At 45.3% G+C, this 14,327-nt stretch carries 15 protein-coding genes; 10 read left to right on the forward strand and 5 right to left on the reverse strand.

The genetic code is table 11. The annotated features are described in order from the left end of the window. Positions 1 to 4: 4 nt before the first annotated feature. From kdpB to WKT01_RS05710, 5 genes are all read right to left on the reverse strand, one after another. Positions 5 to 2,074, reverse strand: a complete 2,070-nt coding sequence (gene kdpB, locus WKT01_RS05690; RefSeq protein WP_117973709.1) for a potassium-transporting ATPase subunit KdpB — start codon at positions 2,072 to 2,074, stop codon at positions 5 to 7. Positions 2,075 to 2,086: 12 nt separating this feature from the next. Then, the gene (kdpA, locus tag WKT01_RS05695) at positions 2,087 to 3,898 is read right to left on the reverse strand and encodes a potassium-transporting ATPase subunit KdpA (protein WP_117973711.1); all 1,812 of its coding nucleotides are present in this window, start codon (positions 3,896 to 3,898) and stop codon (positions 2,087 to 2,089) included. Between the two features lie 179 nt (positions 3,899 to 4,077). Next, on the reverse strand, positions 4,078 to 4,272 hold the full coding sequence (locus WKT01_RS05700) for a hypothetical protein (RefSeq protein WP_117973713.1): 195 nt from the start codon (positions 4,270 to 4,272) through the stop codon (positions 4,078 to 4,080). Between the two features lie 171 nt (positions 4,273 to 4,443). Further along, positions 4,444 to 5,349 (reverse strand): sigma-70 family RNA polymerase sigma factor, encoded by a 906-nt coding sequence (locus tag WKT01_RS05705; protein ID WP_340311596.1) that lies wholly within the window; start codon positions 5,347 to 5,349, stop codon positions 4,444 to 4,446. Positions 5,350 to 5,380: 31 nt separating this feature from the next. Next, a complete protein-coding gene (locus WKT01_RS05710; protein ID WP_117973715.1) occupies positions 5,381 to 6,511 on the reverse strand; it encodes a DUF6076 domain-containing protein in 1,131 nt (376 codons plus the stop codon). Positions 6,512 to 6,845: 334 nt separating this feature from the next. Here WKT01_RS05710 and WKT01_RS05715 point away from each other — a divergent pair, with 334 nt between their 5' ends. The 10 genes from WKT01_RS05715 to WKT01_RS05760 all read left to right on the forward strand — a co-directional run bounded on the left by WKT01_RS05715 (position 6,846) and on the right by WKT01_RS05760 (position 14,301). Further along, a complete protein-coding gene (locus tag WKT01_RS05715; RefSeq protein ID WP_117973717.1) occupies positions 6,846 to 7,076 on the forward strand; it encodes a cysteine-rich VLP domain-containing protein in 231 nt (76 codons plus the stop codon). 18 nt (positions 7,077 to 7,094) lie between these two features. Further along, complete coding sequence (locus WKT01_RS05720; protein WP_117973720.1) at positions 7,095 to 8,021, forward strand: ParM/StbA family protein; 927 nt, start codon at positions 7,095 to 7,097, stop codon at positions 8,019 to 8,021. Continuing rightward, a complete protein-coding gene (locus tag WKT01_RS05725) occupies positions 8,018 to 8,344 on the forward strand; it encodes a hypothetical protein (RefSeq protein WP_117973722.1) in 327 nt (108 codons plus the stop codon). Before WKT01_RS05720 ends, WKT01_RS05725 begins: the two co-directional genes overlap by 4 nt. A gap of 360 nt (positions 8,345 to 8,704) precedes the next feature. Beyond that, positions 8,705 to 8,980 carry a plasmid mobilization protein gene (locus WKT01_RS05730; protein WP_117973724.1) on the forward strand — a complete coding sequence of 92 codons (276 nt, stop codon included), beginning with the start codon at positions 8,705 to 8,707 and terminating at the stop codon, positions 8,978 to 8,980. Positions 8,981 to 8,986: 6 nt separating this feature from the next. After that, positions 8,987 to 10,351, forward strand: a complete 1,365-nt coding sequence (locus WKT01_RS05735; protein ID WP_340311597.1) for a relaxase/mobilization nuclease domain-containing protein — start codon at positions 8,987 to 8,989, stop codon at positions 10,349 to 10,351. A 2-nt stretch (positions 10,352 to 10,353) separates the two neighbouring features. After that, a complete protein-coding gene (locus WKT01_RS05740; protein ID WP_117973728.1) occupies positions 10,354 to 11,199 on the forward strand; it encodes a ParB/RepB/Spo0J family partition protein in 846 nt (281 codons plus the stop codon). Between the two features lie 12 nt (positions 11,200 to 11,211). Next, the gene (locus tag WKT01_RS05745) at positions 11,212 to 11,406 is read left to right on the forward strand and encodes a hypothetical protein (protein WP_117973730.1); all 195 of its coding nucleotides are present in this window, start codon (positions 11,212 to 11,214) and stop codon (positions 11,404 to 11,406) included. Positions 11,407 to 11,431: 25 nt separating this feature from the next. After that, positions 11,432 to 13,258: a recombinase family protein gene (locus WKT01_RS05750; RefSeq protein ID WP_117973733.1), complete on the forward strand. Its 1,827-nt coding sequence runs from the start codon at positions 11,432 to 11,434 to the stop codon at positions 13,256 to 13,258. A 20-nt stretch (positions 13,259 to 13,278) separates the two neighbouring features. Beyond that, entirely contained in the window at positions 13,279 to 14,154 is an 876-nt protein-coding gene (locus WKT01_RS05755; protein WP_117973734.1) for an alpha/beta hydrolase, read from the forward strand. A gap of 21 nt (positions 14,155 to 14,175) precedes the next feature. Further along, complete coding sequence (locus WKT01_RS05760; protein WP_340311598.1) at positions 14,176 to 14,301, forward strand: hypothetical protein; 126 nt, start codon at positions 14,176 to 14,178, stop codon at positions 14,299 to 14,301. Positions 14,302 to 14,327: the final 26 nt, after the last annotated feature.

The following is a 14,327-nucleotide window of genomic DNA, read 5'->3' on the forward strand; positions in this document are numbered from 1 at the left end:
CTCCTTATGCCAAGCCGAACAGTACAAGCAGCATATCAATAAGCTTAATGAAGATAAAAGGTGCCGCCAGACCGCCGAGACCGTAAATTAACAGATTGCGCGACAAAAGCTTGCCCGCAGGAACTTCACGGTATTTTACACCTTTGAGCGCCAGCGGAATCAGCGCAATAATAATCAGTGCATTGTAAATAATAGCCGATAAAACAGCGCTTTGCGGGGAATGAAGTCCCATAATGTTAAGTGCCGAAAGCCCCGGATAAAGTCCCATAAACAAGGCGGGAATAATGGCAAAATACTTTGCCACATCGTTCGCTATTGAGAAAGTAGTCAGACTGCCTCTTGTCATTAAAAGCTGTTTGCCGATGCGGACAATATCAATCAGCTTTGTCGGAGACGAATCAAGATCAACCATATTTCCCGCTTCCTTTGCTGCCTGTGTGCCTGTATTCATCGCAACCGCCACATCAGCCTGTGCAAGTGCGGGAGCGTCGTTTGTACCGTCGCCCGTCATTGCTACAAGGTGTCCCTTGCTCTGAAAATCACGGATCATTTGGAGCTTGCCTTCCGGCGTTGCTTCGGCCAGAAAATCGTCCACACCGGCTTCTGCCGCGATTGCGGCGGCTGTCATCGGGTTGTCGCCGGTAATCATGATGGTTTTGATGCCCATTTTACGAAGATCGGCAAACTTTTCTTTAACGCCCTGCTTGATGATGTCTTTCAGGTGAATAACGCCGAGAATCTTGTGGTTTTTCGTGACAACAAGCGGTGTGCCGCCCTGCTGCGCAATCTCTTTAACAATCCGGTCGCATTCATCGGAATAAACGCCGCCGTTTTCGGTCACATATTTTTGCATTGTATCGGCGGCTCCCTTGCGGATTTCGTTACCGTCATAATCAACGCCGCTCATACGGGTTTTCGCCGTAAAGGGAATAAAGGTCATATTCTTGTCGGAAAGTTCTCTGCCGCGAATATTGAATTTTTCTTTTGCGAGAATAACTACGCTTCTGCCTTCGGGCGTTTCATCGGCAAGCGAGGATAACTGCGCCGCATCGGCAAGCTCTTGTTCACTTGCTCCGTCAACGGGGATAAAAGCACTTGCCTTACGGTTGCCGAGTGTAATCGTACCTGTTTTGTCAAGCATAAGTATGTCCACATCGCCTGCGGCTTCAATGGCTCTGCCACTCATAGCAAGTACATTCGCCTGATTAAGTCTGCTCATTCCCGCAATGCCGATAGCAGAAAGCAATGCGCCGATGGTGGTAGGGGCAAGGCAGACAAGCAAAGCGACCAAGGTAGTAACAGAGGTAGGATTTTCAATTCCCGCCAGCTTTGCCGAGAATATGGAATAGGTATACAGCGATACGGTAACAAGAATAAATATAATGGAAAGCGCGACAAGGAAAATCTGCAACGCGATTTCATTAGGCGTCTTTTTACGGGAAGCACCCTCGACCATAGCAATCATTTTATCAAGGAAGCTTTCGCCCGCTTCGCTTGTTATCCGCACAACAATCCAATCGGAAAGTACGGTTGTACCTCCCGTTACGGCGCTTCTGTCGCCGCCTGCCTCACGGATAACGGGTGCGGATTCGCCTGTGATAGCACTTTCGTCTACCGATGCGGCACCCTCGATTACCTCACCGTCGCCCGGAATTTGCTCTCCTGCTTTTACAATGACAATATCGCCTTTTTTAAGAGTTGCAGAAGAAACGGCGGTTATCTGTTCTTTCTTATCGGCAGAGGGTATCTTATGTGCCTCTACATCTTTTTTTGAAGCTCGCAGGGCGTCTGCCTGCGCCTTTCCGCGTCCCTCGGCAATCGCTTCGGCAAAATTTGCAAAAATACAGGTAAACCACAGAATTACCGCGATTACCAAGGTGTAGCCACTTGAAGCGTCCTTTAGTCCGAACAGAGAGACAATCCACAGTCCGCTTGTCAGGATCGCCGAAATATACACCAAAAGCATAACAGGATTTTGCACCTGTGTTTTGGGGTTTAGTTTTATAAATGAATCTTTTATGGCTCTGCCGAGCATCTTTTTATCGGCAAAAGCACTTTTTGTTTTTGATGCCATAACAGTGCCTCCTTAAATAACATTACTGAAAAATTCAGCCAACGGTCCGAGAGCCAGCGCAGGGAAGAAGCTGAGCGCACCTATAATAAGGACAATGAGAATCAGCAAAAATACAAACATACCGTTTGTGGTGGAAAGTGTTCCTGCGCTTGTTGCAATCTTCTTTTTTCCTGCAAGGCTTCCCGCAATCGCCAGCGTTCCTATAATTGGAAGGAAACGGGCAAACAGCATGACAAGTCCGAGCGAAACATTTAAAAATACGGTATTTGCATTAAATCCGGCAAAGGCAGAGCCGTTATTACCGCCGCAGGAAGAATATGCGTATAGAATTTCAGAAAAACCATGCGCTCCTCCGTTGTTGAGACTGTCCGCCACGCTCGGAACGACAGCCGCAATACCGCTTCCTATAAGAATGGCAATCGGCGTGGCAAGGCAAACAAGCACAGACCATTTCATCTCATAGGGTTCGATTTTTTTGCCTAAAAACTCCGGCGTTCTGCCGACCATAAGCCCGGCTATAAACACCGTCAGAATGGCAAAGGCAAGCATGCCGTAAAGACCGCAGCCAACGCCGCCGAAAACAACCTCGCCGAGCTGCATCAGGAGCATTGTCACCATACCGCCAAGCGGCGTGTAGCTGTCGTGCATAGAGTTTACAGAGCCGTTGGAAGCCGCCGTTGTAAATGCCGCCCATGTTGAGGATGTCGCAATGCCGAATCGGGTTTCCTTGCCCTCCATATTGCCGCCTGCCTGATCGGTCATCGAAATGTTGACGCCATCCTGTGCAAGCTGCGGTGTTGCAACCTGTTCGCTGACGGCGATCGTGCCGAGCGCCAGCACAAGGCATATAAACATCGCCATAAAGATGGCAACGCCCTGTTTTTTATTCTTTACTGCCTTTCCAAAGGTGAAGCACAGCGCCGCAGGAATAAGCAAAATTGAAAGCATTTCAATCAAATTTGTAAAAGCGTTCGGGTTTTCGAGCGGATGAGCGGAGTTAACGCCCATATAACCGCCGCCGTTTGTACCCGTTTGCTTAATAGCGACCTGACTTGCCGCAGGGCCCATAGGCACAAACTGTTCGGTAACAATTTCGGCGTCTTCTATTTTTTTGCCGTCAACTGTTACGGTATTTGTATCAAGGTCAATTTCAGCGTTTTCAAGGATTTCGCCGTCTGCGCTTACCGCAATCGGTTCAACGAGCGATACGGTTTCAGCTCCTTTAAGGTTTTGAATCACGCCGCCGCCCACAAGGCAAAGTGAGATTACAAGATTAAGCGGAATCAAAATATGAATTACGATTCTCGTTATATCCACCCAAAAGCTGCCTAAGCCATCGGCTTTCACTTTTATAAATCCCCGTATCAGGGCAAACAGCACGGCAATGCCCGTAGCTGCGGAAACAAAGTTCTGCACGGTAAGTCCGAGTACTTGCGTAAGATAGCTTAATGTAGACTCACCGCTGTATGCCTGCCAGTTCGTATTGGTTACAAAACTGGCTGCGGTGTTAAAGGACAAATCCCATTTTACCCCCGAAAGCCCCTGTGGATTTCCGGGAAGAACTCCCTGCAAAAGCTGAAGCAAAAACAGAAAAACAAGACCGATGCCTGAAAAAATCAGAACGGAAACGGCATATTTTTTCCAAGTCATCTGTTCGTCCTTATTAACGCGCATAACCTTATACACAGCGTTTTCACAGGGCGTTAGAATTTTGGAAAGAAAGGTTTTCTCTCCGTTCATTACTTTCTTGATATAAGCGCCGAGCGGAATCGCCAAAATAATAAGAACGACAAGATAGAGTATGTATTGTATTACCGTACTCATTTTTGTTCATCCCCTTTCATCAGTATATAGACATAATAGATTAGCAGTGCCGCAGCACAAAGACCGATAAATCCGATTATAATATTCATAGTCTTACCTCCTTGCATTACATTTTAACAGCATAAAGATTAAATCGGGATTAGCAGAATATCCAGCGTGTTAAAACTATATTAAGGCGCTTACAGCCACCCGAAAATCAAAGCAATAGGAATCGTAATAATTACTGTGAAGAAAAACACGGCAGCGAGAACACAAATCGGCATACCGATAAAAATTGCAAAAAATGATAAGTACGGATGCTTAAATGCAAAATGCTCCGCGTGTACTTCAATGCGCTTATCAAATTCGTGTATAGCTTTAAATATGGCTGACATATTTAATCCCTCCTTACGCTTATAGATTAGCACAGGAGAAATAAAAACGGGAAAAAGACCTCGTTGATTACTGTTAAGAAAAAATAAAGCCTCAATTAGCGGAACTTACCTGCCAATATGGAAAGCGGCGACAGAAAGAATAGAATCTTCCTGCTGCCGCTTTTTGCTAATTTATATTAAATCTTTTATGGCTTTTCTTAACTTATCCAGCGCCTTTTCACACTTGTTATGAGCCGTATTTGCCGAGCTGTATTCATGGTCGGTAGCGATATCCGTGTACATCATCGGCTTGATCGACTTCTTTTTCGGCTCGCCGTATTCGTCCAAATCATCATAATCCATATAAAACACACTATGGCATTCAAAGCAAAAGCCACACCTTTGAGATAACATTTTCCGTTCGGTGTACTCCAGTTTTTCGTATGCTTCCCACAGCCGGGTATACAGCTCCTTTTTCATAAACAGCGTATAAGTGTCAGAAGAACTGTCGGAATGTGCCTCCTCCGTGCTTTCTTCACCGTCATCGCCCGTGTATTGCTGATACAGATCTATCCGATTTTCATTGAGCAGACCGCCGAGCAATATTTCTTTGGTGTTCTCAACAGTTTCCTCAAGCTCATCTGCAACCTTTATCAGAGTTTCATCTGAATAATCACGCTCGTATTTGTCCCATATCGCCATTGCTTTACGGAGCTTGGCATATTCTGCGATGCTTTGCGCTGTAAAGCCTGTACGCATGGAGCGCACATAGTCCAGTATCTCCCGTTCTACATACCGTTCTTTGAATGATATAAACGGAGCGCCTTGCTCGATGTCGTAGTTTTTGAATGATTTGAGCAACCCGGCAATATACGCCTGTTTCATATCCGCAAAATGCTCCGGCATAAAGAGCTTTCGCATATATTCCTGCACATTGTTGTTAAGCGTTTTTTCATAATAGTGCAGAAACCAAGCAAGATAGCGGTTATCTTTCTCTTTCAGACAGGTTACAATATATTCCTGCAAATCCCACTTCGGCGGTGCCGGCTTCAACTGATACATATTTAAGTTTGCTTTTTCTATATAAATCTCTGTCACGGCACTCACCTCCATTCTGTGATACTTACCGTTATTTTAACTGCTTATCGACTTCGGCGTAGAGCTTTTCACGGCTCATATCCGACTCATACTGACTGTTGGCATATTCGGTATCCTCTTTTGCCCGCTGCATACGCTCTTTTGCAAGATCAAGCGCTGTGGCGGCAAATTCTTCTGTGACAGTACCTCGTTTTCTTTCCATTCGAAGTACAGAGCAGCGGTTTTTATAGATGCGGATAACAGGATTTCCGGCCGCTAATTCTTTACGGTTGATTCTTGCCGCATATTTTCGGCAGGTAATGGCTTTGCCCTTGAGCTTAAACGGCGCATAGCCTGTACAATACTTTTGCCTTGCCGCAGAGGTCATAAGGAAATATTTTTTGCAGATACCGCACCTCCTTGGATAATGACCGTAATGTAAGCCTTCAAAGAAGTCGGTCATCACAAAGCTGTAATAGCTGTCAAAATACAGCCTGCGTGCAAGAGTTGCCGTTTTACTGCGGCTGGATTTCTTGATCGGTACATATTCCGTTGTCACGGGAAACGGCACAGAACCGAATACTTCAAATGCAATCGGCAATAAATGTTCCTCATCCAAACGCTCCGCTTCATCTACACGGCTTGAAAACTCCGTCAGTCCTTTATGCGCTGCTTGCATATCATCAGAGATTGCATTATAGAAAGCAAGGGCGTTCAACACATCGGCTATTAGGTTATTACAAGAAATAAAAAACGCTTTATCGTATTCGGGCGGAAGCAAATCCAAATCAAGCTCGGTTTGTTCTTTGCTTTCAACTGCGGCTCTGCGGTTAAAGAAATCAACAATCAGTTTTGCGTTTTCCTTGGAGAAAAGCTCAGATATCCTGTTGCGTTCACCCGGTATGTCAAGCGCATTAAACGGCTTTAAGGTAGGCAAGGTGTCGAGAATGTATTCGATTTCCGTTCCTGCGGCAAGCAATTCTGCTTCTTTGAGATACCCGACTGACAACTGCTCCGCCACATTCCAGCCGTGTTGTTTGTATACACTTATTCTTGCGGCGGTATCATTTGTATAATATTGATTCAGCAGATGTGTTGCAAAAGTCCCCGCAGGATAGCTTTTACCTCCTAAATGTACTCTGCCGTCACGGTAATCGGCGCTGAAAAAACTGATTTTATCCATAATGCGCTTTACCTCCATGCTGATCCTATCAAAACAAGTGTCCCATAAAACTCCCTTTTGTCTGACAGGCCGAAAAAATTTTTTCAAAAGTTTTTGTAAAGATTTTTGTTATCAAAGTTTATCTTTTTATCATTATATCACAAAAACATAGTATTTACAAGGGTTTATAATTGTTACGCTTTTCGTTTTATATATGTTATCTCATTCTTTCAGAAACCAAAATTTTAATGTATTAATATAAGTGAGGGAGCGAAAACCTTACAAAATACACGGGCACAGCCGTCGGGAATCCGGCGGCTTTTTTGCTGCCCAAAAACGAAAGGAGGAAAGGTCTATGATGAAGATCACACCCAAGCAGGCGGAGAAAGTTCACCGTCTTGTTAAGTCACTTTGTGCCAACTGTGATAAGGACGGCAACTGCATCCTACTTGACGACGGAGAAGCCCACCGCTGTGTGCAGCTTATCTCTATCTACGGTATTTACTGCAACTATTTCAAAAAAGCAGTATTACCCGCCGATAAGGAACTGTACGAACAAATCAAGAAACACAACAAACTGAATTGAGAAAAGGAGAAATGTAAAATGAAGAAATTTAATGAAATGGTTGTTATCGGTATCGACCACGGGTATGGGAATATGAAAACGGCGAACTGCTGTTTCCCCACCGGCGTTATGAAAAGCGATACCGAACCCACTTTTGTCAGCGACCTGCTCCAATGGAACGGCAAATACTATTCCATCGGCGTCGGTCACAAGGAATTTACGGCGGATAAGTTCAATGACGAGGACTATTATGTTCTTACACTTGCGGCTATTGCACGGGAGCTACGGAGAGAACGCATCACCGAGGCTTCCGTGTTCATTGCCGCAGGACTGCCGCTTACTTGGGTAAGCGAACAGAAAGCGGAGTTTAAGAAGTATTTGCTTCAGCACAGCGAGGTTGAATTTACTTTCCGAAACACCGAATACCGCATTAAAATTGTTGGTGCGGAAATCTACCCGCAGGGTTTCGCTGCCGTTGCAGAACGGCTCGGTGATTTTAAGGGTGTCAATATGCTCTGCGATATTGGAAACGGAACAATGAACCTGCTTCGGATCGTAAACAAAAAGCCTGATGCCCAGCGTATGTTTACCGAAAAATACGGTACACATCAATGTGCTTTGCTTATCCGTGAGCAGATGATGAAGTTTTACCACGCTACCCTTGATGATACTATGGTTACGGAAATCCTAAAGAAAGGCACGGCAGATATTGACGGGCAGCATCTTGAAACAGTTATCAAGACAGCAAAGGAATACACCGCCGGTATCTTCCGCCGTCTGCGTGAACACGAATACGATTCCAAGCTGATGAAACTCTATGTGGTCGGCGGCGGTGGGTGTTTAATCCGCAACTTTGCCGACTATGACCGTAACCGGGTTGTCATCAACGAGGATATTTGTGCCACCGCCAAAGGCTATGAATATATGGCGCTTGTTAACCTTAACAGAAAAGGTGGTGCGGTATGAGCATTAAGAATGTAAAAGTACGCTTTAATTTAGATAAGGGAAATGACCGCAAGGCGTATGAATATCTGCAAGGCGCAGATGTTTCATACAGCAAGGCGGTCATTTCTGCTATCTGTGGATATATGGAGCTGTCCAAAACTAAAGCATATGAAGATGCTTTCCTTGAAAGAGTTATTTCAACAATCCGAGAAGAAACAGCGAAAACAAATCCGCTTGGCGGTTTATTACAACTTGTGCAACAGCCCGTTGCACAAGCACCCGCCGAAAAGGAAAACAATGCCGAAACCGAAGAAGCAATGCTCGATTTTCTCGACAGCTTCTAAGGTTACACTTATCCCTGCTTTTGACGGTGCTGTGACGGCAATTTTGAAAAGAATTGTCTCCACTAACCGCATTGGTTCCACTATTTAAAGATATTGACGGCACTCACTTAAAAAGTGATGCCAACTGCGTAGAAAAATAGAACGAAAGCACGATTTGCACCAACAAGAATGGTATGAGTTTCGCTCCCTCACGGTGCAAGTCACGAAGAACAGACGAATACCACCTACGGTGTGTGTCTTACACCGTAACAAGCAGGGACTTTGTGTGCCAAAGTCCCAATCAAAAGCCGCAGATTTTCTTGCGGCTTTGTTCTTTGGGGGCTTACTGCCCCCAATCCCCCGGAAAGGAGAGATGATACTATGGGGAAAGATATACGAATCGCTGTGCGTGTCACGGCAAAAGAAAAAGAAAAAATACAATCAAAAGCCCGAAAGTGTGGGCTAAGCACAACTGAATATGTCAAGCAAAGAGCGTTAGGTTATGAACCGAAAGAGGTTCTGCCCGACGCTCTTTTTCTTTGCCTTGAAAAGCTCGGTGAACTTGCATATAAAACAAGTTCACCGAAATTAGATATTGAAATCCGAACTGTACTGAAAGAAATTACGGCGGAATTTTTACTGCCGGGAAAAGGGTGATGTATTTTGGCTGTAACAGGCTTTTGGCCTATTTATAAGAATTTGAAAGCAACCCTTGACTATGCCGACAATCCCGACAAAACCACAGACCGAAGATATTTGGACGATGATTTGTATGCGGCGCTTTCTTACGCCGAGAACGATAATAAGACCGACTGCAAAATGTATGTTGGCGGTATTAACTGTTCCAAGCAAAACGCCTATGCCGAAATGATTGCCGTACAGCGGCGGTTCGGGCTTCGTGGCAAGGTGGTCGGCTATCACGGAATACAGAGCTTTAAGACAGGCGAGGTTACACCGGAGCAGGCGTTTGAAATCGGCAAAGCAACCGCCCGGAAGATGTGGGGTGACAAATATCAGGTGCTTGTGACTGTTCACCTGAATACAAACAATGTGCATTGCCATTTCGTTGTGAACCCCGTGTCATTTAAGGACGGTACAAAGTTTCAAAACAAAATCGGTGACCACAAGGAGCTTCGCCGTGTGTCGGATGAGATATGCCGGGAACACGGTTTGTCCGTTCTTGAAAACAGCAGCTTCTACGGCGGACACAAAAAGGACTATTGGCGGCACAAGGCAGGTAAGAAAACACACCGGGACTATCTCCGTGAGGATGTGGAATACTGCTTGACTTTTGCAACCTCTCCGAGAGAATTTGAGAGCCAGTTATATGCGCTGGGATATACGCTTGATCCTGTGCGGTTTTCCGTAAAAGCGAAGCACTGGGAGCGTTCTGTTCGACTTGCGAATATCGGTTTTACAAAAGAAATCGTGCAGACACAGTTGGATAAAAACGCCGAGAGCAGATACCGCCTGTTCACCTTGGAGTACCGACCACCATACAGACCGAAAAAGTTTCCGCTGGAGGATGAACTGCGAAAACTTGAATTTGCCATTGACCACAGCTACGATGCGTCGACGGTTTTAGTTGATACGGTCTTTTATCTCATTATAACCATAATTCAAATTGCCGCCGAGCTTGCCGATGTAATGCTGCTGTCACCCGATTTAAGGGCGGCGGAAAAGGATTTGAAAGACCTTGTAGCAGATTATCACTTTCTCAAAGAAAATGACATTCACACCGTAGCCGATTTGCAAGCCAACATCGACGAAAGTAAAGCCCAGCTATTCGGTTTGGAGCATGAGCGCAAAACGCTCAGCAACCGTATCCGCCGCCCGAAATCGCCGGAGGATGAAAACCAAAACAAAGAGACCCGCAAGGCGATCAGCAAACAAATGAAGCCTATCCGTGAAAGGCTTCGCCATGCGGAAAAGATTTTGGAGAAGTCTCCGCATTTGTATGAATTATTAAAACAAGAGCACGAGCTTGAGAAAAAAGCCCGTGCGAGATATTTAGATAGGAGTAGATGAAAATGAAAAATACAAGAAATCAGCCGGTAAATATTCCGGTAGAAAAACTTCGCCCGTTTGAGGGGCATCCGTTCAAGGTAAAGGACGATGAGGAAATGAATACGCTAATTGAAAGCGTACAGACAGTCGGTATTTTGTCACCGTTAATCGTTCGACCGATTGAAAGCACAGAGGAATATGAGGTGATAAGCGGACACCGCCGCTTACACGCCGCAGTTAAGACAGGGATTACCGAAGTCCCTGCCTTAATTTATGCCCTTGACCGTGACTCAGCCGCCATTGCCGTGGTGGACAGCAACCTGCACAGAGAGCATATCCTACCCAGCGAAAAGGCGTTTGCCTATAAGTTGAAAATGGAGGCTCTGTCACATCAGGGCACTTCTCGCCAACTTGGCGAGAAGTGGAGCGTATCACAAATAAGCGAATCTGCCAACGAAAGCGAAAGACAAATCCATCGTTATATCCGCCTAACTAACCTTATTCCGGAACTGCTTGCATTTATGGACAAGGGCAAAATGGCGCTGTCTGTCGGTGTTGAACTTTCGTATTTGGACGATCAGTCACAATACGATGTTCTTGAACAATGCGAGCAAAACGACTGTACGCCGTCCTATTCGCAGGCTTTCCGTATGCACAAGGCAGACCGTGAAGGACTGCTTACCAAAGCTGTTATTCAGGATATTATGTGCGAAGAAAAAGCAAATCAAAAAGAAACGATCAAAGTTTCTGCCGAGCGTCTGCGAGCTGTTCTTCCAAAAGAAATGGACTCACAAAAGACGGAAGATTTCATTATCCGGGCTTGCAAACATTACCGTAAGTATCTTCGCAACCGTGATCGAGAACGATGAGGAGGTGCGCCTATGGATTTTAAGATGAATGTCGTTATTCACCGTGGTAAAAACTACAATAACGCCCTCCGTTCTTTTCAGCATAAGCGAATGGAATTTCTGGAACAGGAAATTCGAGCGCTTGACAGCGAAACGCTGTGGTTACTCTTACGCCAACTTTGCAAAAACGGCCGCACATTGGAAAGCGTCACCGGGCTGGCTGTATAATGAGTAAAACAGGAGGACTGATATTATGACAAAGAAACAAAAATACAATGCTGAGGATAACCGGGGCGTAGCCATCTACGCCCGAAAATCCCGCATCACCAACAAGGGCGACAGTATCGGCGTGCAGTTCAAGCAATGTGAAGAATACGCCAAACGGGAATTGAACCTTGATGAAGATTACACTTTTTTTGAATACGAGGACAAGGGACTATCCGGCTACTATTCCGACCGTCCTGATTTCCAGCGTATGCTTCACGATATTGAAATGGGCAAGATCCGTGCCGTCGTCTGCTACAAATTAGACCGGATCGGCAGAAAGACAAGCGATCTTCTGCGCCTGCTTGATTTTCTGGAAAAACACAAGGTAGACCTACTGATATGCTCCAACAATATCAACACAGCTTCCGGTGTGTCAAAGATATTTATTCAGATATTCGCCGTCGTTGCCGAATTTGAGCGTGATACCTTAACCGAGCGTATTACCGATAATATGATGGAGCTTGCCAAAGACGGGCGCTGGCTGGGAGGCAATACACCCACAGGATTTACCGTTCGGCGAGTGAAAACCGGCAGTGGTAAAAACAAATCGGCTTACAGTTATTTGGAGAGCATTCCTGAAGAAAAAGCGATGATACAAAAGCTTTATGAGATATTTGCTTCAACCCGTTCCATCAAGAAAACCGCAGACAAAATGAACGAGCTTGGATACCGTACAAAGGTCGGGAGCAAGTTTAACAACTCCACAACAAGACTGCTATTGAAAAATCCCGTATATTGTACCGCCGACGAAAATGCCTATAACTATTTCTTGGAGCATAATGGTGGCCTGTGTGGGGATGTATCCGACTTTGACGGTCAGCACGGCATTTCCGCCTACAACAAGACCGATCAGGAGAAATTCGAGGATGCCGACAGCACCTTTATTTCACCGAAATTTGTGCAGTTGATGTCAACAAAGCCGCTTTCCGAATGGATCATCTCGGTCGGCAGACACGAGGGCTTTATCTCAAGTCAGCAATGGATTGATACACAGAATATGCTGGACGATATTGCTGAGAAATACAACCGTCCGCACCGTAAGACCAACGCCTTGCTTGCAGGACTGGTCTACTGTCCGCATTGCGGAAAACGCTTGCGGGTTATCTCCGAATCTAACCGCTGGACTAACGGCAAGCCGAGATTCAAGTATGTTTGTCCCAGCTATCGTGTAGGCGAATGTACTTTCCGTGCGGTAGACGGTGTTTTACTTGATGAATTTGTGGTTAATCAGTTATCCTACCTTGCCGATGAGGACAGTGAATACTACGAAAGATTACTCAATCAGAAAGCATCCGATATTTTCGGCTCATCGCAGAATGAAAAAGAGCTGTCCGATCTTAGAAAGAGGAAAGCACAGCTTGAAGCGGCAATAGCCAACCAGGTGAAAAATCTTCGGGAGGCGGATGACGGTCTGAAACGCTTTATTCAGGAGGATGTGAAAGCGCTGACCGATGAGCTCTCCGAAACCGAAACTCTACTGAAAAGATTAGAGGACAGCAGACAAAGTCAGATGTACGCTATCCGTGATATTGAGGAAATCAAGGAACGACTGCTCTCCTTCGGGAAGTATGCCGAGAACGCTGAATCCGATGTGCTTGTAACGCTGATACAAACCTTTGTAGAGCGGATTTATATCACCGATGAAAATGATGAGCGTCACTGCCACATCTTCATCAAAGGTTGCTCGAAAGAAGATTATGATGACTTCTTCCGGGTAACCGGTTACATAGAAAACACACAGGAAACCGGAGCTGTCACATCCGTTTTACCTGTGTGTGATTCAGATGAGTGTTGCAAATACAAAGAAATATAAAAGGATGGGAGGAAAAAGTGATGGAAAAATATACCTATCATGACGTAAACCGGCGGGGGACGATCACGAAAATTACATATACGACGACGAATGAAGCGGGAGAACTGAGAGAGAAATATGCGAATATATATCTGCCATATGGATATGAGCAGGAAGAAAAAAACAAAAAATACAATGTGCTTTATGTCATACATGGAGGCGGAGGCAACCCCGATGCGTGGCTGGATTGCTGCAAGATAAAGAATATGTTGGACTATATGATCGATACAAAAGAGGTGGAACCTCTGCTTGTTGTATTTCCGTCCTTCTATAAAGAAAAAATAGGAAGAAATGGCCCTCCGGTCAGAGAGATAGAACGCAGCCGTGTCCTATTTTTCCAAAAAGAATTAAGAGAAGACCTGCTTCCTGCCATAGAAAGTCAGTATCATACCTATACAGAAGAAATAACGCCCGAAGGTTTCCAACGGTCAAGGATGCATAGGGGGATCTGTGGTTTTTCCATGGGAGGAGCAGCGACCTGGTTTGCCTTTTTTCACAATATAAACTATTTTGCCTATTATGTGCCGTTAAGTGGGGATTGTTGGGAAATAGAAGGACAGGGCGGACTGACAAAGCCAGAGGAAACAGCGAGGGCTCTATGTGAGCAGGCGGTATCTTCCGGTTATAAACCAGAGGAATATTTTATCTATACGGCGACCGGAACGAAGGATATTGCGTATGAGGCGTTAAACGGACAAGTCGGTGCGATGCGGAAATACCCGGACATATTTGTGGAGAATGAAGACCTTGCTAAGGGGAATTTTCACTATCTGCTGGCAGAAGGGGAAGTGCACGCATACGAAGCGGTATATCAATATCTGTATCATATATTGCCCTATGTATTTAAAAGAGCGTAAGACTGCATAAAAGAAAGGAAGTTGACATGCTGCAGGCAGGCTCTGGAAAACGGATGGAAAGAATGTCCTAAGCTGCCCCATGAGGAAACTTTAGAAGTCCTGCGTCTGATGGATGGGATGCGCAAAGAATGGGGAATGAAATACTAAGACATATGAAATATCCAGAATAGAGA

The sequence above is a fragment of the Mediterraneibacter sp. ICN-202921 genome (assembly GCF_037890075.1).
Taxonomy (GTDB): Bacteria; Bacillota; Clostridia; order Lachnospirales; family Lachnospiraceae; genus Mediterraneibacter; species Mediterraneibacter massiliensis.

Coding starts and splice junctions, on each gene's coding strand:
- kdpB (WP_117973709.1), bottom strand. CDS start 2,074: ATGGCATCAAAAACAAAAAGTGCTTTTGCCGATAAAAAGATGCTCGGC.
- kdpA (WP_117973711.1), bottom strand. CDS start 3,898: ATGAGTACGGTAATACAATACATACTCTATCTTGTCGTTCTTATTATT.
- WKT01_RS05700 (WP_117973713.1), bottom strand. CDS start 4,272: ATGTCAGCCATATTTAAAGCTATACACGAATTTGATAAGCGCATTGAA.
- WKT01_RS05710 (WP_117973715.1), bottom strand. CDS start 6,511: ATGGATAAAATCAGTTTTTTCAGCGCCGATTACCGTGACGGCAGAGTA.
- WKT01_RS05715 (WP_117973717.1), top strand. CDS start 6,846: ATGATGAAGATCACACCCAAGCAGGCGGAGAAAGTTCACCGTCTTGTT.
- WKT01_RS05720 (WP_117973720.1), top strand. CDS start 7,095: ATGAAGAAATTTAATGAAATGGTTGTTATCGGTATCGACCACGGGTAT.
- WKT01_RS05725 (WP_117973722.1), top strand. CDS start 8,018: ATGAGCATTAAGAATGTAAAAGTACGCTTTAATTTAGATAAGGGAAAT.
- WKT01_RS05730 (WP_117973724.1), top strand. CDS start 8,705: ATGGGGAAAGATATACGAATCGCTGTGCGTGTCACGGCAAAAGAAAAA.
- WKT01_RS05740 (WP_117973728.1), top strand. CDS start 10,354: ATGAAAAATACAAGAAATCAGCCGGTAAATATTCCGGTAGAAAAACTT.
- WKT01_RS05745 (WP_117973730.1), top strand. CDS start 11,212: ATGGATTTTAAGATGAATGTCGTTATTCACCGTGGTAAAAACTACAAT.
- WKT01_RS05750 (WP_117973733.1), top strand. CDS start 11,432: ATGACAAAGAAACAAAAATACAATGCTGAGGATAACCGGGGCGTAGCC.
- WKT01_RS05755 (WP_117973734.1), top strand. CDS start 13,279: ATGGAAAAATATACCTATCATGACGTAAACCGGCGGGGGACGATCACG.